Origin of the sequence: Pandoraea pneumonica (assembly GCF_902459645.1) — a bacterium.
Lineage (GTDB): Bacteria > Pseudomonadota > Gammaproteobacteria > Burkholderiales > Burkholderiaceae > Pandoraea > Pandoraea pneumonica.
On the sequence record NZ_CABPSK010000001.1, the window covers coordinates 299,178 to 323,006 of the forward strand.

At 61.3% G+C, this 23,829-nt stretch carries 23 protein-coding genes; 12 read left to right on the plus strand and 11 right to left on the minus strand.

The window, feature by feature from the left end:
- The first annotated feature begins 811 nt into the window (after positions 1–811).
- The gene (locus tag PPN31114_RS01405; protein WP_150677720.1) at positions 812–1,987 is read left to right on the plus strand and encodes a WD40 repeat domain-containing protein; all 1,176 of its coding nucleotides are present in this window, start codon (positions 812–814) and stop codon (positions 1,985–1,987) included.
- Here the strand turns inward: PPN31114_RS01405 and PPN31114_RS01410 are convergent.
- Positions 1,971–2,942 (minus strand): aromatic alcohol reductase, encoded by a 972-nt coding sequence (locus PPN31114_RS01410; protein ID WP_150677721.1) that lies wholly within the window; start codon positions 2,940–2,942, stop codon positions 1,971–1,973. The two genes, PPN31114_RS01405 and PPN31114_RS01410, sit on opposite strands and share 17 nt — an antisense overlap.
- Positions 2,943–2,979: 37 nt before the next feature.
- Here PPN31114_RS01410 and PPN31114_RS01415 point away from each other — a divergent pair, with 37 nt between their 5' ends.
- A complete protein-coding gene (locus tag PPN31114_RS01415) occupies positions 2,980–3,426 on the plus strand; it encodes a winged helix-turn-helix transcriptional regulator (RefSeq protein WP_150677722.1) in 447 nt (148 codons plus the stop codon).
- Between the two features lie 19 nt (positions 3,427–3,445).
- Here PPN31114_RS01415 and PPN31114_RS01420 read toward each other — a convergent pair whose 3' ends face one another.
- Positions 3,446–3,907 (minus strand): GNAT family N-acetyltransferase, encoded by a 462-nt coding sequence (locus PPN31114_RS01420; protein ID WP_150679086.1) that lies wholly within the window; start codon positions 3,905–3,907, stop codon positions 3,446–3,448.
- A gap of 234 nt (positions 3,908–4,141) precedes the next feature.
- On the opposite strand from PPN31114_RS01420, the gene hutG reads away from it, so the two are divergent.
- From hutG to PPN31114_RS01445, 5 genes are all read left to right on the plus strand, one after another.
- A complete protein-coding gene (gene hutG, locus PPN31114_RS01425; RefSeq protein WP_150679087.1) occupies positions 4,142–4,951 on the plus strand; it encodes an N-formylglutamate deformylase in 810 nt (269 codons plus the stop codon).
- A 68-nt stretch (positions 4,952–5,019) separates the two neighbouring features.
- The gene (hutC, locus tag PPN31114_RS01430) at positions 5,020–5,790 is read left to right on the plus strand and encodes a histidine utilization transcriptional repressor HutC (RefSeq protein ID WP_150677723.1); all 771 of its coding nucleotides are present in this window, start codon (positions 5,020–5,022) and stop codon (positions 5,788–5,790) included.
- 85 nt (positions 5,791–5,875) lie between these two features.
- A complete protein-coding gene (locus tag PPN31114_RS01435) occupies positions 5,876–6,148 on the plus strand; it encodes a ParD-like family protein (protein WP_150677724.1) in 273 nt (90 codons plus the stop codon).
- Positions 6,148–6,978: a type I methionyl aminopeptidase gene (gene map / locus PPN31114_RS01440; RefSeq protein ID WP_174987549.1), complete on the plus strand. Its 831-nt coding sequence runs from the start codon at positions 6,148–6,150 to the stop codon at positions 6,976–6,978. Before PPN31114_RS01435 ends, map begins: the two co-directional genes overlap by 1 nt.
- Before the next feature lie 163 nt (positions 6,979–7,141).
- Complete coding sequence (locus tag PPN31114_RS01445; RefSeq protein ID WP_150677725.1) at positions 7,142–7,495, plus strand: hypothetical protein; 354 nt, start codon at positions 7,142–7,144, stop codon at positions 7,493–7,495.
- Between the two features lie 9 nt (positions 7,496–7,504).
- Here the strand turns inward: PPN31114_RS01445 and PPN31114_RS01450 are convergent, their stop codons facing one another.
- The 7 genes from PPN31114_RS01450 to PPN31114_RS01480 form a co-directional block, all read right to left on the minus strand.
- Positions 7,505–8,329 (minus strand): hypothetical protein, encoded by an 825-nt coding sequence (locus PPN31114_RS01450; RefSeq protein ID WP_150677726.1) that lies wholly within the window; start codon positions 8,327–8,329, stop codon positions 7,505–7,507.
- Between the two features lie 288 nt (positions 8,330–8,617).
- Positions 8,618–9,742 carry an HPP family protein gene (locus PPN31114_RS01455; RefSeq protein ID WP_150677727.1) on the minus strand — a complete coding sequence of 375 codons (1,125 nt, stop codon included), beginning with the start codon at positions 9,740–9,742 and terminating at the stop codon, positions 8,618–8,620.
- Positions 9,743–10,022: 280 nt separating this feature from the next.
- Positions 10,023–10,436 carry an RcnB family protein gene (locus PPN31114_RS01460; RefSeq protein WP_150677728.1) on the minus strand — a complete coding sequence of 138 codons (414 nt, stop codon included), beginning with the start codon at positions 10,434–10,436 and terminating at the stop codon, positions 10,023–10,025.
- A gap of 407 nt (positions 10,437–10,843) precedes the next feature.
- Positions 10,844–12,394, minus strand: a complete 1,551-nt coding sequence (locus tag PPN31114_RS01465) for an efflux transporter outer membrane subunit (RefSeq protein WP_150677729.1) — start codon at positions 12,392–12,394, stop codon at positions 10,844–10,846.
- Positions 12,395–12,406: 12 nt separating this feature from the next.
- A complete protein-coding gene (locus tag PPN31114_RS01470; protein ID WP_150677730.1) occupies positions 12,407–15,592 on the minus strand; it encodes an efflux RND transporter permease subunit in 3,186 nt (1,061 codons plus the stop codon).
- Positions 15,593–15,656: 64 nt separating this feature from the next.
- Positions 15,657–17,006 (minus strand): efflux RND transporter periplasmic adaptor subunit, encoded by a 1,350-nt coding sequence (locus PPN31114_RS01475; RefSeq protein ID WP_150677731.1) that lies wholly within the window; start codon positions 17,004–17,006, stop codon positions 15,657–15,659.
- A gap of 26 nt (positions 17,007–17,032) precedes the next feature.
- Positions 17,033–17,953, minus strand: a complete 921-nt coding sequence (locus PPN31114_RS01480; protein WP_150677732.1) for an alpha/beta hydrolase — start codon at positions 17,951–17,953, stop codon at positions 17,033–17,035.
- A gap of 241 nt (positions 17,954–18,194) precedes the next feature.
- Between PPN31114_RS01480 and PPN31114_RS01485 the strand changes: the two genes are divergently transcribed.
- From PPN31114_RS01485 to PPN31114_RS01505, 5 genes are all read left to right on the plus strand, one after another.
- Entirely contained in the window at positions 18,195–19,211 is a 1,017-nt protein-coding gene (locus tag PPN31114_RS01485) for a LysR family transcriptional regulator (protein ID WP_150677733.1), read from the plus strand.
- Positions 19,208–19,759, plus strand: a complete 552-nt coding sequence (locus PPN31114_RS01490) for a GNAT family N-acetyltransferase (RefSeq protein WP_246182356.1) — start codon at positions 19,208–19,210, stop codon at positions 19,757–19,759. Before PPN31114_RS01485 ends, PPN31114_RS01490 begins: the two co-directional genes overlap by 4 nt.
- Positions 19,760–19,797: 38 nt before the next feature.
- Complete coding sequence (locus PPN31114_RS01495) at positions 19,798–20,799, plus strand: serine hydrolase domain-containing protein (RefSeq protein ID WP_150677734.1); 1,002 nt, start codon at positions 19,798–19,800, stop codon at positions 20,797–20,799.
- 114 nt (positions 20,800–20,913) lie between these two features.
- Positions 20,914–21,486, plus strand: coding sequence for a hypothetical protein (locus tag PPN31114_RS01500; protein WP_150677735.1), 573 nt, complete (start codon positions 20,914–20,916; stop codon positions 21,484–21,486).
- Complete coding sequence (locus PPN31114_RS01505) at positions 21,483–22,058, plus strand: hypothetical protein (protein WP_150677736.1); 576 nt, start codon at positions 21,483–21,485, stop codon at positions 22,056–22,058. Before PPN31114_RS01500 ends, PPN31114_RS01505 begins: the two co-directional genes overlap by 4 nt.
- A gap of 24 nt (positions 22,059–22,082) precedes the next feature.
- On the opposite strand, the gene PPN31114_RS01510 is transcribed toward PPN31114_RS01505, so the two are convergent.
- Both PPN31114_RS01510 and PPN31114_RS01515 read right to left on the minus strand, forming a co-directional pair.
- Positions 22,083–22,817, minus strand: a complete 735-nt coding sequence (locus PPN31114_RS01510; RefSeq protein WP_150677737.1) for a PA3715 family protein — start codon at positions 22,815–22,817, stop codon at positions 22,083–22,085.
- Between the two features lie 78 nt (positions 22,818–22,895).
- Positions 22,896–23,753, minus strand: coding sequence for a LysR family transcriptional regulator (locus PPN31114_RS01515; protein ID WP_150677738.1), 858 nt, complete (start codon positions 23,751–23,753; stop codon positions 22,896–22,898).
- Positions 23,754–23,829 lie beyond the last annotated feature (76 nt).

A 23,829-nucleotide genomic window follows, 5' to 3' on the forward strand; every position in this document is an offset into this window, starting at 1 on the left:
CATACATGTGTCTTCACTGAGTCCGCCGGGAATCAAGCTCGAGAATCTGAACTCTTCTCACCTGTCTTTCATCTTGATCCTTCAATTTCGCCGCTATATGGAAAAATACAGCATCTAAATCTCTGGGAGGTTCAGGCAAAAAATTGAAGCATGCATCGGATGCAAATATTGGGAAATATGGGGACTCGCCTGACGCGTTTTGTCGGTGGGGTTGGAGCCTCTGAAGCTAATGCATCTCTCATATCGGTGATAGAGGGAGTTGGTTGATAGTTTTCTTAGCCTCAGAAGTACGGCCGTTGTTTGCGCCCGAATCATGCCTATTTTATTTGTGGGGTGTCGTGGGCAATACGGCTAACGAGTGCGGGGGTTCGAGTGCCCCGAGAGGACTCGAGCCCCCGCACGCTGCGGTCCACTACCCGTCCCCATCCTGTCCCCAAGACCCAGCAACTATATTGATTCCAAACGAATCACGTTTCCCCTTCCTCGCACCAACTCCCCGTTTTGGCATCGGTTTTGTAGGTTCTACTTCTTCCCTGAAATTCGCGCGAGGCTTGCCTGGGTCTACCCAAGCGGAGCCGCTGTCAAACGCGTCGTCGCGAGCCCAAACTCACCTCAATCACGGACTACACAGTCGTTTGAAACAAAACCACTCTCCGACGGTGTTCAGTGGTGTTATAAATTCGGCCCTTGAATAACTAGAAATAGAATCTCCAGTGTTTCGCACAAGGTCTTTTCGATTGTTTTCGCTTCAAATGAAGCGCTCGTGCGGGCGCTCTCCTTACCTGTCGTTGCCACTCGTGGAGGGGGCTGTATGCGAAGCTTTACGCGTTGCGTTTCCGCATTCGTTGTAGGCGTTACAGCGTGGTCTAGCGGTATTGCACAGTCCACCGATCCTCTCGCTGCCAATGCGACACCGAGTGCAGCAGAACTCACGTTTTCTCAAATGCGCTCGGTGAGTTCACCATGCATCGCTACGCGTGTTGCTTGGTCGCCAGACAGCCAGCATTTTGCCGTGCTGGGCAGCCAGCGAAATGTCTGCCTTCACGAACAGCGTGGTGCACGATTAATCCGCGAGATGCCATTACCTTGGGGGACGTTCCAAGGCGGTCTGGCCTTTTCCTCCGAAGGCGACCGTCTGTACGTGGGTGATGATCAGGTTCACGAATTTCGAGTTGTCGACGGCCAAGAACTCAAAGCATTTGGTGGCATAGCCATAGGGAGCGACAAGTTCGTACCTATCAAGCAATTAGCGCTCAGCCCTGACGGAAAAGCGCTGGTTGTCGACTATTTACCGCTGGCCAATTCGCAGATCCGCACTCCGGAACACTTGCTGATCTACGACGCAGCAACCGGAGCATCTCAGCGGGAGATCGACCTCAAGGGCGCAGGAATCTCGACCGCCGTAGTGTTTTCTCCCGACGGAAAGAGTCTGTACTTCGCCGGAAGCGATCAACTTCTCGATAGTCATGGTGTCAGGCAGGTCGGTGCCCTGGCGACGAGGACGCTTCTCCGGAAGGTGACCTTAATAACGGATCAGCAGCAGGACGTCGCACGCGACATACATGTGATGCGGCCGACAGCTTTGGCGACGAGTGCGTCAGATCGCTTTGCATTTACGGGTACCAACACCGGCGCGATAAGCGATGACCTGGATACAAGCTCGGGAAAATGGGTGCACACCGTCAATGCCGACCCGATCCGCATGTTTTCACTTTCGGACGGAAGCGTCCAGCAAACGTTCTCGCCGGTGACTGGACGGGTGGCATCATTGCTGCCAAGTGCGAGCGGCAACACGCTGGTGTCCTGTCAGGCTGATATGGCGTCGTCCCGAACCATTACTGTTTGGGACATTAAGCGCGGCATGCCCCGTTACTCGATCGAAACGCCTGGTAGCAATCGCGGGCCGACGATGTGTGCTCTGAGTCCGGATGAAAAGCATCTGCTGTACGCCGTCGGAAAGGACATTCGCATCATCGATTTCCAGTGACGGTGGATTTCCGGGTAACGCTAATTCGCGCATTCCACTCACTCAGCCACGTCTTCAGATCGATGACGGTCATTCCCAGTTTGCTGTTAAGCGTCTGATCTTTCGGCCACGCAACGCCATCTTTGCGCGCGAACGCGAGGCGGTATTTGCGCATCACGTCGTTGGGTTGCTCGGCAACATCGGCCCTCAGTTGCGGCACGCTCAAGCGTTCGCGCTTGAATGACCGACCCAACACAACCTCCAACGTATCGGCCAATTCGCTATACGTGAACGTGTCGCCAGCGACGTGAACAATCTTGTCCTCAAATTCACGCCGGTTCGCCGCGACAAAGGCATTCAGGCGACCAATGTCTTCCGGAGTGGTGACCGTCAATTCGTAATCCCATTCGCCAAGCGCGCGCACGACGCCGCGTTCTAGGTCCACGAGACCAAACGCAGGCAGAACCACAAAGCTTGTGAACATTCCCGTCGACACGATCGTCCAACGAACACTATCCTGACCACGCAACATATCGCGCACGTCGAGTTGTTCATCCCAGACATCCTGACCGCTGCCGCGACCTACAACGTCGTAATCCACACCGAACTGCCACGGGATGTAATGCGCGACGCCCGCGGCCAAAACAGCAGCAGTGATCTTCCGTTGAGTGCCAAGGCCACCGACAAATCCAGTGCAGCAGATAATCTGGTCGAATCCGGAGAAGATGGCGGCCAAGTCTTCTTCGCTGTCGACAGCGAGATCGGCTTCGACAATGGAAATCTGAAGCGCCCCCAGCATGGCAACGGTGTCGGCTCTGTGGGACGATGTCGCGCCAGCATCCGGTCGCAACAATACCGAAACGGCACCCACCTGTCCCGCGTCGCGAAATTTGGCAAGTTCTCGCAGCACGCACGCGCCGAGTTCTCCCGCGCCTAGCACGAGGATGGAATCGGACGGCGAATTTTGAATGGTCATTTGCAGCTCCTAGTGAGTTGCAAATCATAGGAGCGTTATGGACCCGCGAGAAGAAGGCACACCGGTGATACTGCCGCCGTCGCCGTCGTTTGAAGAGATCGTGCGACAGTCGCAAGAGGCTTGCGACGCCTTGTCCGCGGATGACGACGGACTCAAGCGCGAAATACTCGCGCACGCGGGAAATCGTTGGTCGTTAGGTGTCGTGCATGCCTTGGGTGTCGGCGGCACGTTGCGGCATGCGGAACTCGCGCGCCAACTCGATGGCGTTACGCAACGCATGCTCACGCGAACACTGCGTCAGTTGGAGCGCGACGGTTTGATCGCCAGAAAGGACTATGGCGAAGTCCCGCCGCGCGTCGATTATCGATTGACTGAATTAGGCCGCGGTCTGTTGGTCGGCATGATGCCGCTGTGGCGTTGGGTTATCGACAATGCGGCCGATTTCCGCGACGCCCGGAAGCGCTACGACGACACATCGTCCTGACTGGCTCGCACGCAACAACCTACAGCGCCTTGCGATACACAACAAACCCCGACTTCGTCGCGACTTGATCGTAAAGTCGCATTGCGGTCTCGTTCGTCTCATGGGTTTGCCAATAAACCCGCTCAGCGCCCGCTTTCTTAGCTTCGGCATAAACCGCTTCAATCAACGCACGTCCCACGCCTTTGCCACGCGCTGCCTGAACGGTGAAGAGATCCTGCAAATAACAGATGGGGCCAGCCATCGTCGTGTGGCGGTGATACAAGAAATGCACTAGCCCGAGGATTTGGCCATCCAATTCCGCGACCATGGCGTGCATCGGCTCATACCCATCGAAGAAACGCTTCCAAGTGATCTCGGTAATTTCTTTCGGAAGCGCCGTCGCGCCAACACGCCCGTAAAACTCGTTGTATCCATTCCAAAGCGGCAACCACGCATTGAAATCCGATGGCGCCACATTGCGCACTACCAATGACTCGCTCATAAATCGCGCTCTCAGTTGAACAATTGACCAGTTGAACCGAGTGTAAAAGCGAAGCGCCACATCACCGAGAGCCAGCGCGTTAGGGATTCATAGCGCCATGAATACGCTGATAAGCCGGACTCGTCACCCACGTCGGCAACCGCTTTTCAACGGCGATCGCGATTTTCGTCGCCCTTGACTTGTCGCGGCCCCAATTGCAGAGTGGGTGACGCTGCACCTACCCAAACCCACGCTATGCAGACTCACGAACCGCCATTTCGATTCCGGCAGGGCACCCGGCCGCTTCTGATCTCGATACCGCATGCGGGAACGTACGTGCCTCCAGCGCTCGCGGCGCGCTTTACTGGTGCAGCGCAGCAAGTGCCCGACACCGATTGGCATCTTGAGCGTCTTTACGACTTTGCCGATGAACTTGGCGCGTCCGTGTTGGTAGCCACGCATTCGCGCTACGTCATCGATCTAAACCGCCCGCCTGATAACGCGAGTTTGTATCCCGGCCAAAGCGTGACCAGCCTTTGTCCGATCGATATATTCGACAACACGCCGATCTACGCCAAACCCGGCGATGAGCCAGACGAGGCCGAAATCGACGACCGGCGTAAAACGATCTGGGAACCGTATCACCAGCAACTCGCGGCCGAACTGGCCCGCATTCGTGCGGTGCATGGCGTCGCCGGTCTCTGGGATGCGCATTCCATCTGCTCCGTCGTGCCGCGTTTCTTCGAAGGAACGCTCACCGATCTGAATCTCGGCACCGGCAAGGGTACTAGTTGCGCCGCAGCATTAGGCGAGCGCCTGCTCGCGGACGCCAAGTCAGCGTCCGGCTATACCAGTGTGCTCAACGGACGTTTTACCGGCGGCTATATCACGCGCCACTATGGCCAACCCGCCAACAACGTGCACGCCGTACAACTCGAAATGACGTGGTCGTGTTACATGGCGGAACACCCACCATACGAATACCTGCCGGAAACCGCAAAGGGCATTTCCCCGCATCTGCGCCGTATGTTGGAAACCATGCTGAATTTTCTAGAAGGACATTAAGATCGGCGGGCGCAGAGGTGATATAGACATGCATTATCATGTGAGCACAATTCAAGCGGGCTCCATTCATGTCTTCCCCGAAATCCAACGCCAGCGCCGTGCCGACCTCATTCTCTAGCGCTAAGCCATCTGCGCTTTATCAACAAGTCCGCGATTACATCGAAGGCAAGATTGCTTCCAAAGAATGGGTGCCGGGTGACCGCGTTCCGTCTGAGCAGGAACTGGTCGAGCAATTCGGCATTTCGCGGATGACGGTAAATCGCGCGTTGCGCGAATTGGCGAAAGAAGGGCGCGTCGAGCGTGTCGCAGGCGTGGGTACTTTCGTTGCTGAACCCCGCCCGCAATCCACACTGCTTCATATCGCGAATATCGCCGAGGAGATTCGACGTCGCGGGCATCGCTATCAATGCCACGTTATCTCGGTGGAAAGTGTGCCCGCGACGCCTGAAATCGCGGGCGCTATGGGGCTGCCGACCGGTCAATTGGTAGCGCACTCCGTCTGCGTTCACTTAGAAAACGAAGTGCCGGTGCAATTGGAAGATCGCTACGTCAATCAATTCATGGCGCCGGACTTCGTCAATCAAACGTTCACGGAGGAGACCCCGGCGGCGTTTCTGCTCAGAGCGGTCCCGGTCGACGAAATCGAGCACATCGTCGACGCAACGCTGCCCACGAAGAAGCAAGCCTCGTTGCTGCAAATGGACCCGACGCAACCGTGTCTGGTGCTGTTCCGCAGAACCTGGACCAGGGGCTCAGTCGTGACGATGGTGCGCTGCTATCACCCGGCCAATCGCTACGTATTGGGCAGCCGATTCCCCGCAGACGGCGCGACACGGTAGTCGAAGCGCCCCCCAGCCCTGACAAATCCCCCTCGACCTGCTAATATACGTTTCGTAGCTATTTCGTATATAAGAGGTCCGCAATATGGGTATCGTCAAGATATCGGAGCAGATGCACGAGGCGTTGCGCAACACGAGTGGCGCCCTTAGTCGCTCGATCAATGCGCAAGCCGAGCATTGGCTGCGCGTCGGCATGCTCGCCGAGCTCAACCCGACCCTGAGTTATGGCGAGATTTGCCGCCATCTCATCGAATCCGACGGCGCATCCGCGGCATCGGTGGCCCCCGCCACACTGCCAGCGACCGCCGTTTCTCCAACAACCGGTGCACCTGTCACCGCATTCAACAAGGTGGCGTAATGGTGCGCGAACACGTTGTTATCCGCTCGAAAGAAGAAGTCGCCCTCTCGCGTCACGCAGGCCAGTTGGCCGCCCAAGTGCTCGCCATGATCGGCGAACACGTCAAACCCGGCGTGACGACCGATGAACTCGATCGCATTTGCCACGACTTCATCGTCAATGAACTGAAGGCCGTGCCCGCCAACATCGGCTATCACGGCTATCCGAAGACGGTCTGCACGTCGGTCAATCACGTGGTTTGCCACGGCATTCCCGGCGACAAGCGACTGCATGACGGCGATATCGTCAACATCGACGTGGCGCTCATCAAAGACGGCTGGTTCGGCGACACGAGCCGCATGTATTACGCAGGCAAGCCGGGCATTCTCGCCAAGCGTCTGGTCGACACCACCTACGAAGCCATGCTCGCCGGCATTCGTGCCGTGCGTCCGGGCGCGACGCTCGGCGACGTCGGCTATGCCATTCAGACGGTGGCACATCGCGAAGGCTTCAGCATCGTGCGCGACTACTGCGGCCACGGCATCGGCACCACGTATCACGACGATCCGCAGGTGCTTCACTATGGCCGCCCCGCCACGGGGCTCACGCTCAAGCCCGGCATGATCTTCACGATCGAGCCGATGGTGAACGCCGGTAAGTCCGACACCAAGCAATTGGGCGACGGCTGGACCGTGGTCACGCGCGACCGCTCGCTCTCCGCACAGTGGGAACACATGGTGGCCGTGACCGAGACCGGCTTCGAAGTGCTCACGCAATGGCCCGACGGGCTGGGCGAATACGAACGCTTCGGCCCGCTGAGCAGCAGCCCGGCAACGGCCAACGCTGCCTGAGCCACGCGACAAGCACCTCTCAGCACCCCTCAGTGCCCCTCAAAACGCCCCCCATTCGGATGATGCGAATGGGGGCGTTCGCATGCTAGGATTTCTCGTCACGCAATATAGGACGGCGTGCTGACGCCGCCCGCGTGCGTACCGCGGACATCCCAGAGACATCATGAAAGTGATAGCTGACGAAGGGAATCTCGTGGAAACGGCAGCCTTGGCGCGCCGTTTCGCCCACGATGAGTTTGCCCGGACCATTGGCGTCGAAGTGCTTGCCGAGGGCGACATCGCCAACTTCCTGCTCGACCGCCTGGCGAGCATGCGCTTTACTCCCCATCTCACACCCGACCTCACTCCCCATCACAAGCCCAATGGCGCGCTCATCGTGCAGCGCGTGCACGCGTGCGTCTATGCCATGCCGATGGTCGTGCAACAGGGCGATGCGCAAGTCATCGAAGTGCGCCTGGCCGTCGTGCCGCAAGTGCAGCACGGACTGGCCACGCAACTGGTGATTTCGAAGGACTGACGCCGGTGCTCAAAGATCGTCCGGGGCGTCCTCGTAGGTGAGCAACTGATCGGCGTAACGCAAATACAGCCACGCATGCGAGGCCGATCCTACGGCGATGTAGAGCAACGTCACCACCGTGTGCAAGAGGAGGGCGCCAAGCACCGCCAACGTGACGGTTGGCCAGAGCGTCAGCACGAGGCCGAAGATGATCGTGACGATGACGCCGACCGCCATGAGCGGCAGCAACGTCGTGAAAACCGTCCCCCACAACGACCAAAAGTGTCCGCGCGTGTCGTGCCACGCGGCGCCCCAGCGTTTGCTTCTCCCTACGGCGATTTGCGTATATATCAGCGATAACCGGACGATGATGAATGCCGCCGCGCAGCCAAGCAGTACGAAGAGCGTCAGGATGGTGGCGCGAGACCCGCCAAGATCGGCGAGCCGCAGCGCGAGCACGATGACGACCGTGACGATGAACATCGCCACGAATGCCCCGCCGAACACCTGGATCATGGCCCACCAATAACGCAGAAGATTGCGGTACCAAGGGGTTTGGCGTGCGGCATCCGGGCCGAGTACCGTGTGGCGGTACGTGTGAACCCCCAACACCGTGTAGGCCACCAGGTTCACCAGCGCGACACATAACCCCACGCCCGCCAACGCCAGACGATGCTCCGGCGATTCACCGTTCTGCGCCATCACGAGCACCAGTTGCTTGATCGAGACGCTGACCGCATTCGAGACGAGCACAACGACGGCGACGGTCAGCGTCAACAACGGGCGACTGCGCAGCGCATTCCATCCGTCCCGCCATGCGCCCATGAAACACTGCTTGAACGTGATCGGTTCCATGATTCCCCTGAGCGTGTGTCGCTTCGTGATCCGAAGCTGTGCGGCAATAACGCGTCCCGGAGCGGCTGAGGAGCGCGGGGTGGTCGGCCGCAAATGCACCCTTGCACCCGTCACAACGCCGCCATTCTCACAGATCGGGGAATGACTGACAAATAGCGCACAGCAGGGGCAGGGCGTTTGGAGGGAAGCGTCGACACGAGCGGCCGACGTGTTTCGGTCTGCGAAAAACAAAATGCCGTCCAGATGGCCTCTGGACGGCATTTTTAATCGGATCAGGACGACGTCACATCAGGACGACATCACCTTACGCAGCACTTCTGCATGCGTAATCACACCGACGAGGCGCGCGGCCTCGTCGAGCACGGGCACCGTGCCGTGGCGCTGGGTTGCAAGCAGCGGGACGATTTCCGAGAGCGGCATGCTCGTCGTGGCTGACTTCATATCCGCCTGCATCATTTCGCGAATGGACGGACGTGGCCCGGCACTCAGGCCAGCACCGAAGCGCGGCCAACGTTGTCCGCGCGCACGACGCGCATGCAGATCGTGACGGGAAACCAACCCGATGACCCGAGCGTCGGCGTCGATCACAGGCAATGCATCGAGACCATGCCGCTGCAACAAGCGCCATGCGGTCGGTGCGATGTCGTGCGCGTTGACGTGCGCGACCGGCGGGGTCATCACATCGCCCACGGTCAACTCGCGGGCGCGTCGGGCATAGGCTTCGCGTTGCGTATCGCGCAGCAGGTCGGCCAGATCGTCCGCCGAAATGGAGAGCAGTTCGCTATGGCGGGCGAGGGCTTTTTCGGCATCGGCCGTGGTGACTTGAACGCCAGCACCATCGGCAGGGCGGGCCGGTGCCGCTTGGGCGCGTGCCACATGCGGATACCGGTGACCGGTGATCGCGTGATACGCGATGGCCGCCGCCAGCAGCGCGACAGACTGCACCGCGATCGGCTCAAGCAGGAACCCGTAACCGAGCGAGTGCACCGCCGGACCGCCGAGCACTGCCGTCAATGCGACAGCACCCGAAGGCGGGTGCACGCAGCGCAGCGTAAACATCAGCGCAATCGAGATACCGACCGCTGCCGCTGCCGCCACGACCGGCGACGGAATAAACATGGCGCACGTGACACCGACGAACGCCGAGATGAGATTGCCGCCGAGGATCGACCACGGTTGCGCGAGGGGACTGGCAGGAACGCCGAACAACAAGACTGCGGAGGCCCCCATCGGGGCGACCAGCCAAGGGATATAAGTCGCGGGGCCGAGCATCCAGAGCATCAAGCCACCAGTGAAGGCGATGCCGCACAGGGCACCCACCCCGGCGCGTAACCGCTCGCGCCATTGCACCGCCACCACGGCGGGCAGAAAACCGGTCAACCATTGCCTTACATCACGTTGCGTCATTGCCATGTCGTCCCCTCCGCCGACCGCACCGAGATGGGGCAATCGATTGATATTTTGTGCATGATATATCGTATATCGATGGATTGGGAGAGCATGAGCGCGTGATTTTAGTGCTGCGACGCAGCGAAATCCCGGCATTGCCCCACATGCTGGCAATGCGACGCACCAAAAGGTGGAAAACGAGACGATGTAGGGAGGATGTCAACAAAAAAGCGGCAGAGCTTTTGAGGCCCTGCCGCTGTTTGGCAAGTCAGCGGGAATTCGCTGTGTTCACTGGGGCGGGTGGCTAGCGTCCGCCGTTGACCACCATGTCTGCGATGACACCGCTGGCGATGGCCACGAGCAGGAAGTCACCGCCGACCCCAACCCATTGATAGCCGCGACGCGGCGGCGGCAGGTGGTAATCGCGATAGTTTTCGACGACGTACTGGCGATCGCGATACTGCTGCGGCATGCGGTCGCCCTTGCGCCAATCGGGATGCTGCCAGGTATCTTCGGCGGGGCCGCGTGGCGGCGGTCCGCCATGCTGCGGGCCGTGTCCCGGTGGTGGTCCGCCGTGTTGCGGGCCATGACCCGGCGGTGGGCCTCGGTGATCGTCCGGACGCCCTTGCGGCGGCGGGCCGCCCTGGGCGAGGGCGAGGGTGGATGACACCGCCAGACCGGCGGCGAGACACATCGACAACGTCTTGCGCATCTTCATTCTTGCACTCCTTTTCGTGAGATCGAGCGATCGCACGCGGGGGAAGCATTCGAGATGACTTGCCAGTAACGGCTGCCGGTCAGACGCACCGCATACGCAATACGCGTGAGGGCAACCGTAGGGCCATCCTACCATCGCAGCATAAAAAAGAGCCCGGGCATGTCGGACGTCAATTGACATCGGACAGACACCGGGCAAGCAGGGACGCAGGGAAGAAACTATTCGAAACGGGGTGCCGCTATACCCAACAGGGGAGCATCGAAACCGGCGGCGCGCATGGCGCGCAATGGGAGGGGGCAACTCCACGCGCCGCTCGCCTTGGGGGACACGAGGGCGGCCGCCGGCCCGATGCTTTCGGTTGGCTACAGGGCTAAATCACTTCACTTGCATTTACGACTTTTCATCACTTATCGAGCGGCGACGGTAGCGGGATTCACCACAGCCGCCACCGGCGCCGCTGCGTCAGGCGCAGGCTGTGCCGCTGGCACGTCACCCCAGCCGCCACCCAGCGCGCGGATCAAGTTGACGGTCGACACGGCTTGCGCACCGGCCAACTGCACCGCGCTGCGCTGCGCCTGCAACACCGTGCGCTCCGCATCGATGACATCCAGATACGCAATCGAGCCTTCCTTATATTGCGTGCGCGAGAGTTGCGCGGCACGGTTCGACGCCTTCACGGCATCGTCCTGAGCGCGCGTCTGCTCGGCAAGCAATCGCAGGTTCGACAGGTTGTCTTCAACGTCACGGAACGCCACGAGCACTTGCTGGCGATAGTTCGCGACATCTTCTTCGTACTGCGCACGGGCACGCGACAGATTGCCGCTGCGCGCACCGCCGTCGAAGATCGGCAGCGAGAGCAAACCGCCCACGGCCGGGCCGAGCAAGAACGTACGGCTCGACCAGTTGAACAAGTCGCCCAGCGTCGCCGCCTCAAACCCGCCCGAACCCGTCAACGACAGCGACGGGAAGAACGCGGCCTTCGCCACACCGATACGCGCATTGGCGGCTGCCATCGCACGTTCCGCTGCCGCGATATCCGGGCGGCGCTCCAGCAGGGCCGAAGGCAAACCGGCCGGAATCCGCACGTTCACCGGCACCAACGGCGTCGGCGTGTACGAGAACTCTGCGGGCGTCTTACCCAGCAGAATCGCGAGGCTGTGTTCCGACGCAGCACGAAGGCGCGCCACGGCTAGCGAATCCGACTGCGCCGTGGCCAACTCAGCCTTGGCGCGCGCCACGTCCAACTCGTCGATATCGCCTTCCGTGAAACGGCGCTGCACCAGCTTCAGCGCATCTTCACGAAGCTTCACGGTCTGCGTGTACAGCGCCTGTTCAGCGTCGAGCTCACGCAGGTTGAAGTAGTTCTGCGCCACGTCGGCTTGCAAGGCGAGCTGCACCGAGCGGTACAGCGCTTCGCTTTGCTCGGCGTCCGCGCGGGCGGCGGCCACGTTATCCGACACGCGGCCGAACAGATCCACTTCGTATCCCACGCTCGCCTGAGCACGCCACAGCGTGTACGGCGCGATGTTGTTGCCGTCCGGCTGCAACTGCGAGGCGGGAGAGATCTTCTGACGCGTCGGGCCGAAGCCTGCATCGAGCGTCGGGAAGAGGGCGGCGCGAGCCTGACGCTGCACGCCGCGCGCTTCCTTCACACGCGCCGCAGCAGCGGCCAGATTCTGGTTGGCAGCGAGCGCATCCTCTTCGAGCTTGTCGAGCGTCGCGTCGCCGAACACCTTCCACCATTCACCGCGCGCCACCGCTTCCGACGGCTGCGCGGTCTTCCACGTGCCCGCGTCGGCAGCCGACAGCGGGGCATCTTCCTTGAACGCCGTCGGCGTGCCTTTATCGGTCACCTTCGGCACTTCATACGTGGGGGCCATCGAGCAGCCCGCCACCACCAGCAGCGTGGCGAGCAAGCCCGAAACACCCAGACTGCGTTTAATCCATTGCGATTGCATGATTGGCATCCTTCAGACTTCGGCCTTGACGTTGGTGGGCATGGTCGACGCGTGCGCACTATGCAGCGGCTTCTTGCCAGCCAGCGTACGCAGCAGCACGTAGAACACCGGCGTCAGCACCAGACCGAACCCGGTCACGCCGATCATGCCGAAGAACACGGCCACACCCATGGCATGACGCATTTCCGAACCCGCGCCGGTCGACATCACCAGCGGCACCACACCCATGATGAACGCGATAGACGTCATCAAAATCGGGCGCAGACGCAGGCGGCTGGCTTCAATTGCCGCAGCCACGGCCGAGCGGCCTTGCATTTCCAGTTCCCGCGCAAATTCCACGATCAGAATCGCGTTCTTCGCCGACAACCCCACCAGCACCATCAAACCGATCTGCGTGAAGATGTTGTTATCTCCGCCCGTCAGCCACACACCGAACAGCGCAGACATGATGCTCATCGGCACGATCATGATCACGGCCAGCGGCAGCGTCAGGCTCTCGTACTGCGCAGCGAGCACCAGGAACACCAGCAGCACCGAGATCGGGAACACCCACAGCGCCGAGTCGCCCGCCAGAATTTGCTGATACGTCAGGTCGGTCCATTCGAACTTCACACCGCGCGGCAGGGTTTCAGCAGCAATCTTCTCGACCGCAGCCTGTGCCTGACCCGACGAGTAACCCGGAGCCGGACCACCGTTGATGTCAGCCGCCGTGTAGCCGTTGTAGCGCACCACCATTTCCGGGCCGTACGTCGGCGTGACCTTCACCAGCGACGACAGCGGCACCATGTCACCCGAGCTGTTACGCGTCTTGAGCAGACCGATATCGTCGGCGTGAGCACGGAACGGCGCGTCGGCTTGCACTCGCACTTGATACACGCGGCCGAACTTGTTGAAGTCGTTCACGTACAGCGAGCCGAGGTAAATCTGCATGGTGTCGAACACGTCGGTGATCGGCACGCCGAGCTGCTTGGCTTTGATGCGGTCGAGATCCACGTTCAGTTGCGGCACGTTGATCTGGTACGACGAGAACGTCGGGCCCAGTTCCTTCGTCTGCGAGGCCTTCTTGATGAACGCTTGCGTTGCATCGTTGAGGGCTTCGTAGCCGAGCGCGCCACGGTCTTCCACTTGCAGCTTGAAGCCGCCGAGCGTACCCAGGCCCATCACCGGCGGGGGCGGGAACACGGCGATGAACGAGTCCTTGTTCTTCTGGTACTCCGCATTCAACTTCGCGGCGATCGCACCGGCCGACAGCGACTTGTCCTTACGCTGGTCGAACGGCTTGAGCGTGACGAACACGATGCCTGCCGACGACGAGTTGGTGAAGCCGTTGACGGACATCCCCGGGAACGACACAGCGCTCTTCACACCAGGCGTCTTCAGTGCGATTTCCGACATATCGCGGATCACCTTGTCGGTGCGATCGAGCGACGCGCCGTTGGGCAACTGGGCAAACGCGATCAGATACTCCTTGTCCTGCGCGGGCACGAAGCCACCCGGGACCACCTTGCCGAGCAATACCGTGATGCCGATCAGTACCGCGAAGAGCGCCATCATGACGGCCTTGCGACCGATCACGCGGGTCACACCCTGACCGTACTTCTCCGAGCCGCGATGGAAGACGCGGTTGAACGCACCAAAGAAGCCACCGAGATAACGGTTCATCTGACGCGTCAGCCAATCGGGCTTAGCGTGATGGTCCTTGAGCAGCAGGGCGGCCATGGCCGGCGAGAGCGTCAGCGAGTTGAAGGCCGAGATCACCGTCGAGATGGCGATGGTCATGGCGAACTGCTTATAGAACTGACCCGTCAGACCCGACATGAAAGCCAGCGGTACGAACACGGCCACGAGCGTGAGCGCAATCGCGATAATCGGACCGCTCACTTCCCGCATGGCCTGATACGTCGCTTCCTTCGGTGAGAGTCCGGCCGCAATATTCCGCTCGACGTTTTCCACCACCACGATCGCATCGTCCACCACGATACCGATCGCGAGCACCATCCCGAACAACGACAACGCGTTGATCGAATAGCCGAAGCCGAGCAGCAGGGCGAACGTACCGACGATCGACACCGGCACCGCGAGCAGCGGGATGATCGACGCACGCCACGTTTGCAGGAACACGATCACCACCAGCACCACCAGCGCAATCGCTTCGAGCAGCGTGTGCACCACGGCCGAGATCGACGAACGCACGAACTGCGTCGGGTCGTACTCGATGCGGTATTCCACGCCCGGCGGCATATCTTTTTGCAGATCGGCCATCGCTGCGCGGACGTCGTCCGAGATTTGCAGCGAGTTCGCACCCGGCGATTGGTTGATACCCAGACCCACGGCGGGCTTGTTGTCGAGCAACGAGCGCAGGCTGTACGACGACGCGTCGAGCTGCACGCGGGCCACATCGCCCAGATGCGTCACCGCACCGTCAGGCGAGGTCTTCAGGATGATGTCGCGGAACTCTTCTTCCGTATTCAGTCGGCCACGCGCATTCACGTTCAGTTGCAGCGGGGTATTCGGGCCAGCAGGGGTTGCGCCGATCACACCGGCAGCTACCTGCACGTTCTGCTCGCGAATCGCCTTCACCACGTCCGAAGCCGTGAGGCCGCGCTGGGCAACCTTCGCCGGGTCGAGCCAGACACGCATCGAGTAGTCGCCTGCGCCCCACAACTGCACTTCACCGACGCCCTTGATACGCGAGAGGCGATCCTTGACGTTGATGAGCGCGTAGTTGCGCAGGTAGGTCATGTCGTAGCGATCGTTCGGCGAGATCAGGTGCACCACCATCGTGAGCGTCGGCGACGACTTGATGGTCGTCACGCCAAGGCGCTGCACGTCGTCCGGCAGGCGCGGCAGCGCTTGCGAGACACGGTTTTGCACGAGCTGCTGCGCCTTGTCGGGGTCGGTGCCCAGACGGAAGGTCACGGTCGTGGTCAGGTTGCCGTCGCTGTTGGCTTGCGACTGCATGTACAGCATGTTTTCCACACCGTTGATCTGCTCTTCGAGCGGCGAAGCCACCGTCTCAGCGATCACCTTCGGGTTGGCGCCGGGATACTGGGCGTGCACGACGACCGACGGCGGTACCACTTCCGGGTATTCCGAAATCGGCAGCTGGAACACGGCGATTAAGCCTGCCAGCAGCGTGATGACCGAGAGCACCCCTGCGAAGATAGGTCGGTCGATAAAGAATTTTGAGATGTTCATTACGAAACTCTGTGGTGTCGTTCAGCGTGTAATTCGTGACGGTGCCAAGTCAGCCAAGTCAGCATTACGAGCGCTTCGCCGTCGTGTCGGCCGAAGCCGATTTAGCGGCCGGTTGAGCGGCTGAATGCGCGGCTGAATTCGCCGCCGCGGCCTTCGCCGGGGCTTTGGCGTCGTTCTGCGAAGTCGTCTGCGGGGCGGCGTTCACTGCGCTGGCCGGGTTGGCGGCCAGGGCCGGTGCCACGATGTCGTGCGCGTCGCCGGTGTCGCCAGCCATCTTCACGGCCTTCGGCGTGACCGGGTCGCCCGGGCGCACGCGTTGCAGACCGTTGACGACAATGCGCTCGCCTTCCTTCAGACCACCGGCAATCTCGACGAGCCCGCCATGGCGCTCACCCAACTGCACGTCGCGGTACTGCACCTTGTTGGCGTTGTCGACCACCAGCACGAACTTCTTGCTCTGGTCGGTGCCGACGGCGGCTTCGTCGATCAACAGCGCCGGGTGCGGCTCGCCGCCACCGACGCGAATGCGTGCATACAGGCCCGGGACGAGCGCGCCATCGGCGTTGTCGAAGCGAGCGCGCACGCGGATCGTGCCCGACGTGGTGTCGAAGCGGTTATCGACCGAGTACACCGTGCCTTTACGCGAGAAGCCCGACTCGTTGGCGAGACCGAGATCGACCGGCACGCTGCTGGTTTTGGCCGTGTCGCGCGAGAGGTAGCGCAGGTACGTCTGTTCATCCACATCGAACGAGGCGTAGATCGGCGAGACCGACACCACCGTGGTCAGCGCAGGCGATTGCGCGCCCGCCGACACGGTGTTGCCCACGGTGATTTCCGCACGCGAGACGCGTCCGGCCACCGGCGCCACGATCTGCGTGTAGCCGAGGTTGATGCGTGCGGTTTCCAGTGCGGCGCGCGCGGCCTTCACGTTGGCGACGGCTTCACGTGCCGCGTTTTCCTTCTGATCGAAGTCCTTCTTCGCGATGGCGTTATCCGCGATCAGTCGGTTGGCACGGGCGAGGTCGGTGCTGGTGAAGACGTCGCGCGCTTGTGCCGAAGCCAGTTGCGCTTCGGCGCGATCGACTTCCGCCGCATACGGGCGCGGGTCGATGGTGAAGAGCGCGTCGCCCTTCTTCACGAGCTGGCCGTCCTTGAAATGAACGGCGGTGATGGTGCCTGACACGAGCGGCTTGATATCGACGCGATCCACGGCGTCGAGGCGGCCGGAATAGCTTTGCCAGTCGGTCACCGTGCGCGAGATCACGCTGGCAACGTCGACTTCGACAGTCGGCATGACTTGGGCGGCCGGCGGCGTGCTGGCATCGACACGCACGACAGTGAGCGTGCCGATAGCCAAGAGCGCCAACGTAGCGGCGGCGGCGATGATGACGGGTTTGCGAGCGAGGGTGGTCATTATTGAAATCTCCGGAACGGATGGACTCACTGGGTAGAGCCAGCGGCAGGCGGTGCCAGCCGGCGTGTCAGGAAGGCGGCTACCTCGCGTAGTGCAGCGGGCAAGGCGGCCAGGCCGTGATGGGACGCGCTCAAATGGCGCGTGACTTGCGTCGGCACGCCGGCCGCGATGAGTTCGGCAGCGTATTTTTCAGCTTCGACGTGGAGCAGGTCGTGTTCGGCAGAGGCGATCAGCGTGGGCGGCAAGCCCCCCAGGCGACGCGATTCGAGCGGCGCGGCATACGGATGCAAGCGCTGCGTGGCATGCGGCAGGTAGGCGCGATAGCACTTGGCGCATTCGCTCGCTTCGATGTCGCTGGGCGTGCGGGCGTTGGCTAGGCGCGTCATGCTCGGGTCGAGCAGCGGGGCGAGCAGGGCTTGCGCCGAGATCGTGACTTCGCCGCGGTCGCGGGCAATCATCGTGAGCGACGTGGCGATGTTGCCGCCCGAGTCGTGACCGGCCACTGCCAGACGGCGCGGGCTGGCACCATAGCGGCGGGCGTGGCGTTGCACCCAGAGGGCAGCGCACCAAGCGTCTTCCGGCGCAGCGGGAAACGGGAATTCGGGGGCCAGCGAATAGGCGACCGACACCACCAGCGCAGGCACGTGCGTGGCGAGGTAACGGGCGGCGGCGTCGCCGTCGTCGAGCGTGCCCGTGCAAAAGCCGCCGCCGTGGAAATACAACACGGTGGGCAGGTGCGCTTCTAGCGGCACGACGACGCCGGGCTCGCCCGTCTGGGCAGGATGGCTATCTTTCGCAGCTTTCGCCGACTTCCCGGGCTTCGCCACCGGACGGTACAGGCGCAGCGTCAGCGGGCCGACATGGCCGGCAATGCTGACATCTTCGATGCGCAGTCCGTCGCTGGTTTGGCTGGCGTGGCCCGATTGCGACTTGGCGTTAGCAGACATATTGGCTTCGGGCTCGCGTGAGCGACGCCCCTCTGGTGACTTTCGATGGAGCGAAGTCTAGAGGCCACGCACATTGGGATAAACGCCTATAATTTGGCAACACTGTTCGGTCAGTTCGACTAATCGGCGCCTGCCTTGTGGTTATTGGCTTATGCCGCCGACCAATATGCTTATATTTTTGCGATTGGCGCGAAAACGTCGGCTTGACCAGTGCAACAGCGTTTTCACTGGGGAAAACATCATGGATCGCTTGCAAGCGATGCAGGTCTTTACGCGGGTGGTCGAAGCGAACAGCTTCTCGCGCGCTGCCGACAATCTCGGCATGCCGCGCACTTCCGTGACCACCATCATCCAAAATCTCGAGGCGCATCTGGGCACGCGGCTGTTGCAGCGCACGACCCGGCGGCTCAACCTCACCCCCGACGGCGCGGCGTATTACGAGCGCTGTCTGCGCATCCTCGCCGACATCGAAGAGACGGAATCGTCGTTCCGAGAGAGCAGCCAGCGCGTGCGTGGCAAGTTGCGCGTCGACATGCCGGGCTCGCTCGGCAAGCTCGTGGTGTTACCGGCACTGTGCGAATTTCATGATCGCTATCCCGAAATCGAACTGATGGTCGGCATGGGCGACAAGCCTGTCGATCTGATTCAGGAAGGGGTGGACTGCGTGCTGCGCGTGGGCACGTTGCAGGATTCGAGTCTGGTGGCGCGGCGCGTGGGGCTGTTCCAGAGCGTGACGTGTGCGTCGCCGACGTATCTCGAACGCATGGGCATGCCGCATACGCTCGAGGATCTGCAACGGCACACGGCCGTGCATTACTTCTCGAGCCGCACGGGTCGGGTCATGGACGAGCAGTTTCTCGTCGATGGCAAGGAAGTCGACGTCCAAATGCAAGGCTCGGTAGCGGTGAACGATGCCGAGGCGTATCTGCAACTGGGGCTGTCGGGCTTCGGCACGGTGCAGTTGGCGCGCTTTATGGCGCTGCCGTATCTGCAATCGGGGCAACTGGTGGAGATTCTCCATCAATGGAAACCGCCGCCCATGCCGATTTCGGCGGTCTATCCGCATAATCGCCATTTGTCGCCTAAAGTTCGCGTATTTGTCGACTTCATCGCCGAACTGTTTGAGCGCTGCCCGCTGCTGCAAGGGCTCGACGAGACGGCTGGCGTGTGCAAACCGACCGTGGCGGCACCCGATGCGGATGTTCGTTGGGCAACGTCGTACGGCACTGAAATGGCGCCGCAAGAGGTCGTGGTTTGACGTTGTCGGTGACGCCATCGGCGTCGTCAATCACCGTCGTGAAGGTGCGCCCGGCGACGCTTGCCGACGCCGAGGCGCTGCCCACCATCGACCGCGACGCGGGGCAGGTATTCCGTCGGTTTCCTGAGCTTGCGTGGCTCGCGGACGGTGAAGGGATGCCGGTCGAGCGTCACCGGGCGTTTATCGAGAAGGGCGCGGCGTGGGTCGGCGTTGACGAAAACGATACGCCGGTCGGTTTTCTCGATGCCGAAGTCGCGGGCGACGAACTTCACGTGTGGGAAATGTCGGTGCATCGCGATTGGCAAGGGCGCGGCCTTGGCCGTGCGCTGATGGCAGCGGCAAGCGACTACGCGGCACGCACGGGACTGGCGGCGCTCACCCTCACGACGTTTCGCGACGTGCCTTGGAATGGGCCGTTCTACGAGCGTCTAGGGTTCGCGACAATCCCGTCAACCGAATTGAGCGCAAGGCTCAAGCGAGTCTTGGTGGACGAAGTGGCGGGCGGGTTGCCGGAAGACCGGCGCTGCGCCATGCGGCGCATTCTGTAGAATCACTTTCCCCAAAAGTCTTTCCCGTGGTGCCGCCGATGGATCTCGACAAATTTCTTGCGCAGGTCACATCGGACGGAGCGATCCCGGGCGTCTCGTTAGCGACCTTGCGCGCAGGCGAGCGGCACATCGAGTGCTATGCAGGCATTCGGGGTGCTCACGACGGCGCGCCCGTCGATGCGCAGACGGTGTTCGAAGCTGCCTCGCTCACCAAGCCGCTCGTTGCCTACATTGCCTTGCAACTGGTCGACGAAGGGCGGTTGGATTTGCATCGCCCCCTCGTCGATATCTGCGGCGAATACGTCCCGGAAGATCCACGCTCGCACCGCATCACGGCGTTCCACGTCCTCACCCACACCAGCGGTTTACCGAACATCGTTCGTAGCGACGCACCGCTTCGTACCTACTTCACGCCCGGCGAGCGCTTCAGCTATGGCAGCAGCGCGTTCGCATGGCTTCAACGGGCGATGGAGGCGGTGAGTGGCGCATCGCTGGAAACGCTCGCGCGCCGCCGCGTGTTTGAGCCTCTCGGCATGCTTCGCTCAAGCCTGCATTGGCAAGATCGCTTTGCCGACAATCACGCGCAGGGGCATGAGTTGGACGGCACGCCTGCATTGAAACGTCGATTGACCGAGGCGCAGGCCTCGTGGTCGCTGCTCACGACGGCGTCCGACTACATCGCGTTCGTTCAGGCGGCGCTCGCTGGCCGAGGGTTGTCCGACACGAGTCACATGGCCTGGTTTGTGCCGAGGGTCAACACGCGACAGGTCGAAGTCGAGGATTTGCGCGGTGAATTCCCCATCGATCCGGCGGTCGGCTGGGGATTGGGCTGGGGCATCGAGATCGAGCAGGGATGCGGCTTTCACTGGGGGAACAGCCCGGGGTTTCGCGCGGTCGTGTTGGCCAATCGCGAGACGCAAGATGCCGTTGTCTGGTTCGCGAATGCCGCCCGAGGCTTGCGTCTCGCGCATACCGTCGTGCCACTGACGGTGCCCGGCGATCATCCGTGCATCAAGTGGCTGAACATCGGACAGTTGTGATATTCAGCACCTCGAAGCTATCAAATCTAAGAGGCTTTCGACGCCGACCCTAAGTTCTGACGTGGCATTGCCGATAACGAGTGGGCGATACAAATGTTCACGGAGACATCGGCAATGCTTCGCTTCAAACTTGCTTCTGCATTAGCGGCGGCCTTATTGGTGAGCGCCTGCACGTCCACGACCATCGTGCCCCTCGGCAGGGGACTGGTCTTTTACGATCGGACGACCTTTGCCGAGACGCTTAAGCGCGACATGCCTGGCGTAACGGGCGAGGTGGTGCAGCAAGGGCGCTGCCAGGTGTATGTCTCGACGCCGGACAACAACGTGGGGCTAGATAAGATGTGCGTCTTCGCGCTGACGAAGGACGCTGTCTATCTGGCGTCGTGGAACCCCTTCGCCGCCAAGTACGAAAACCTCATGACGATTCCGTTCAAGGGCGTTTCGCAGGTGGCATTCACGTCGTTTGGCAGTGTTAAACAAGTGCAACTGACCGAGGACAAGCGTCTCGTCGGCATTGCCATGGTGAACGACGATGCCACCGGGATCGAGCCTGATGGCGCGGCAAAAGCCTTCGAGTTCATCAAGACGGCGGGCGTACCGGAAGGGAAGTCCATTCGCGGCGTCATTTTCTCGGCTTCGGCGATCTCGTACTACACGCCCACGCAAATCTACACACAAAAGAAATGAGACAACACAAACACATCGCGCTGGCGGCAGTCTGTGCACTGGCATTGACGATCACGGGCTGCGCCAATGTCCCGTCGTCGCCCGAGACGCTGGCCGGGCTGTCGGGATCGTACGAAGTGGTGGATCAGGCGGCACCCAAAGCGCTTGAACTCACGCAGATCGACGTGCGCTTCGTGCGTGACAAAAGCGGTATTGCCTTCGCGAACGTTCGATTGACGAACGGTAACTATTGGCAAGACTTCACGTATCTGAATTGCGGATATCCCGGTGATCGGATCGCCAACAGCTTTGCCCAGAGCGACAAGCCGGGCGCCAGCGAAGTCATTCGCTGTCAGGTGCCGCAGCCGCGTGGGCCGGTGATGTTTATCGTCAGAAGCCTCGATGGACACCCGCTCAGCTTCGGGCGCGGTGGCGGCCTGATTTCGGCCATTATCAACAAGCCGGTGGTGTCGACCACGGGGATGAAGATCGTGCTCAACTGGGGGCCAGATACCTCTGCGGGCTTTGCTGTGCGCCGCATTCCCGACGCCGTGCCGAGCCCGTTCGGGGACGTGCTGCCGACGGCTGAGTGAGAGGGCGGGCGGCGCTATCAGCGGTCAACTGCCGGAGAGCGCTTTCGGCACGTGGTACTGCGCGCCGTCGTACTCAAGCGTGACGTTGGCGCTTTTCGACGTGCTCTCTTTGCTCGCGCAGTCGTTGCGCGAGGGCTTGTTCGTCGTGGTGACGGTCTTCTCGCTGACGATCAACTTAGCGTAACCGACTTTCCCTTCCGGGCCGACGGAGACAGCGCGCGACGTGTCGGAGAAGCTGCCCGCGCAGTTGCCATCCCACTCGCCGCCGCCTTGCTGCGTGGACAGATTGTTGACGACCTTGCGCAGCTTCGCGCCATCGACAACATACAAGCTCAGCGTGGTCTGCGAATACGGATTCACGCGCGACGACCCTTCATAGGTCGCGCGAACACCGAAGGCGAGCACCTGCGGCGTGAGACGCCAAGGGGCTGTGTCGAGCGAGAGGCTGCGCAGTTGCACGGCATCCGACGTGATCGCCGAGCGCTCGAAACTGTGCGCAATGATCTTGCCCGTCTGGCTATCGGCTACCAGCACTTCCACGTCATAAACCTTGTCGTCATCTGTGCTGCCCTTTTGCGGCAGCGGCAGGATAGCTAGCGTTTGCGCGGGGTTCGCAGGCCAAACCTTGCAAGCGGCGACATCGGCATCGACCGTGCGGCCGGGCTGCAACGTCTGCGCCCATGCCTTGAAGTTGTCTTGGCAATCGGCGTGCGCGAGCAACGGTGCGCAGAGCAGGGCAGAGGCAAGGAGGGTTCGCATAGGTGTCGGCAGCCGGACGGTGACGTGAGAAAGGTGGCTAATTCTACTGGCGCCCGCTATCCACGACTACCGCCGCAATCAGCCCCTTACCGCCGCGCGGAAGGCTGCCGATAGCGCAGCGATGGTTTCGCGGGCAGGGCCATCTTTGATGCGCGTGTGCAATAGCACCGGTAAGCGCGGCAAATCGGGCAACCCGAGGCGCGGGCCGACATCGATCGCACCGAACGGCAGCATGCGCGGCGCCAGCGCGGCGACGCCCAATCCGGCCATGACGGCCGCCGTGACGGCAGCCACACCACCGCCCACGAATATCTCCGTCCAAGGCACACCAGCCGCATCGAGCATCTTGCCAGCCATCACGCGCACACCGCACGGCTCGGCCAGTGTCGCCACCGGCAGTGGCTCGTCGCTCCGATGCTGCCAACTGGGCGCAGCAAACCAGCCGAATTTCTCTTCCGCGAGCACTTCGCCATCGCTGCGTCCGTCGTGCAGGCGCACGATCACGGTATCGAATTCGCGGCGGTCAAAGCTCTGAAGCAGATCGCAAGACGAGCCGATGCGTATTTCAATCAACAGCTTCGGGTCTTGCGCGTTCATGCGCGCGATCAGGGCGGGTAATTCCGGGCCAGCGACGTGGTCGCTGATACCGATCGTCAGACGCTGACGTGTGCCCGCGACCGACGACAGCGCCCGGTCGTGCACCTTAAGCAATTCACGCGCATGCTCCAGAAACGCCGCGCCTTGCACGGAAAGCTCAACATACCGGGGCGTGCGCTCGAACAGACGAAAGCCCAGCCGGTCTTCCAGCCGCTTGAGCTTGAGGCTCACGGCGGCCTGCGTGGTCAGCATCGCTTCGGCGGCCCGCGTGAAACTGCCAAACTCGGCAATCCGCACGAAAGCGTCTACGGCATCGAGGTCCAGCGGGCGTCCAATCATATCCAATGCTTATCAATGAAATAATTGGCGATAGCATATCAAAATAGATAATCTGACGTTGTTCCCACCGCTCATT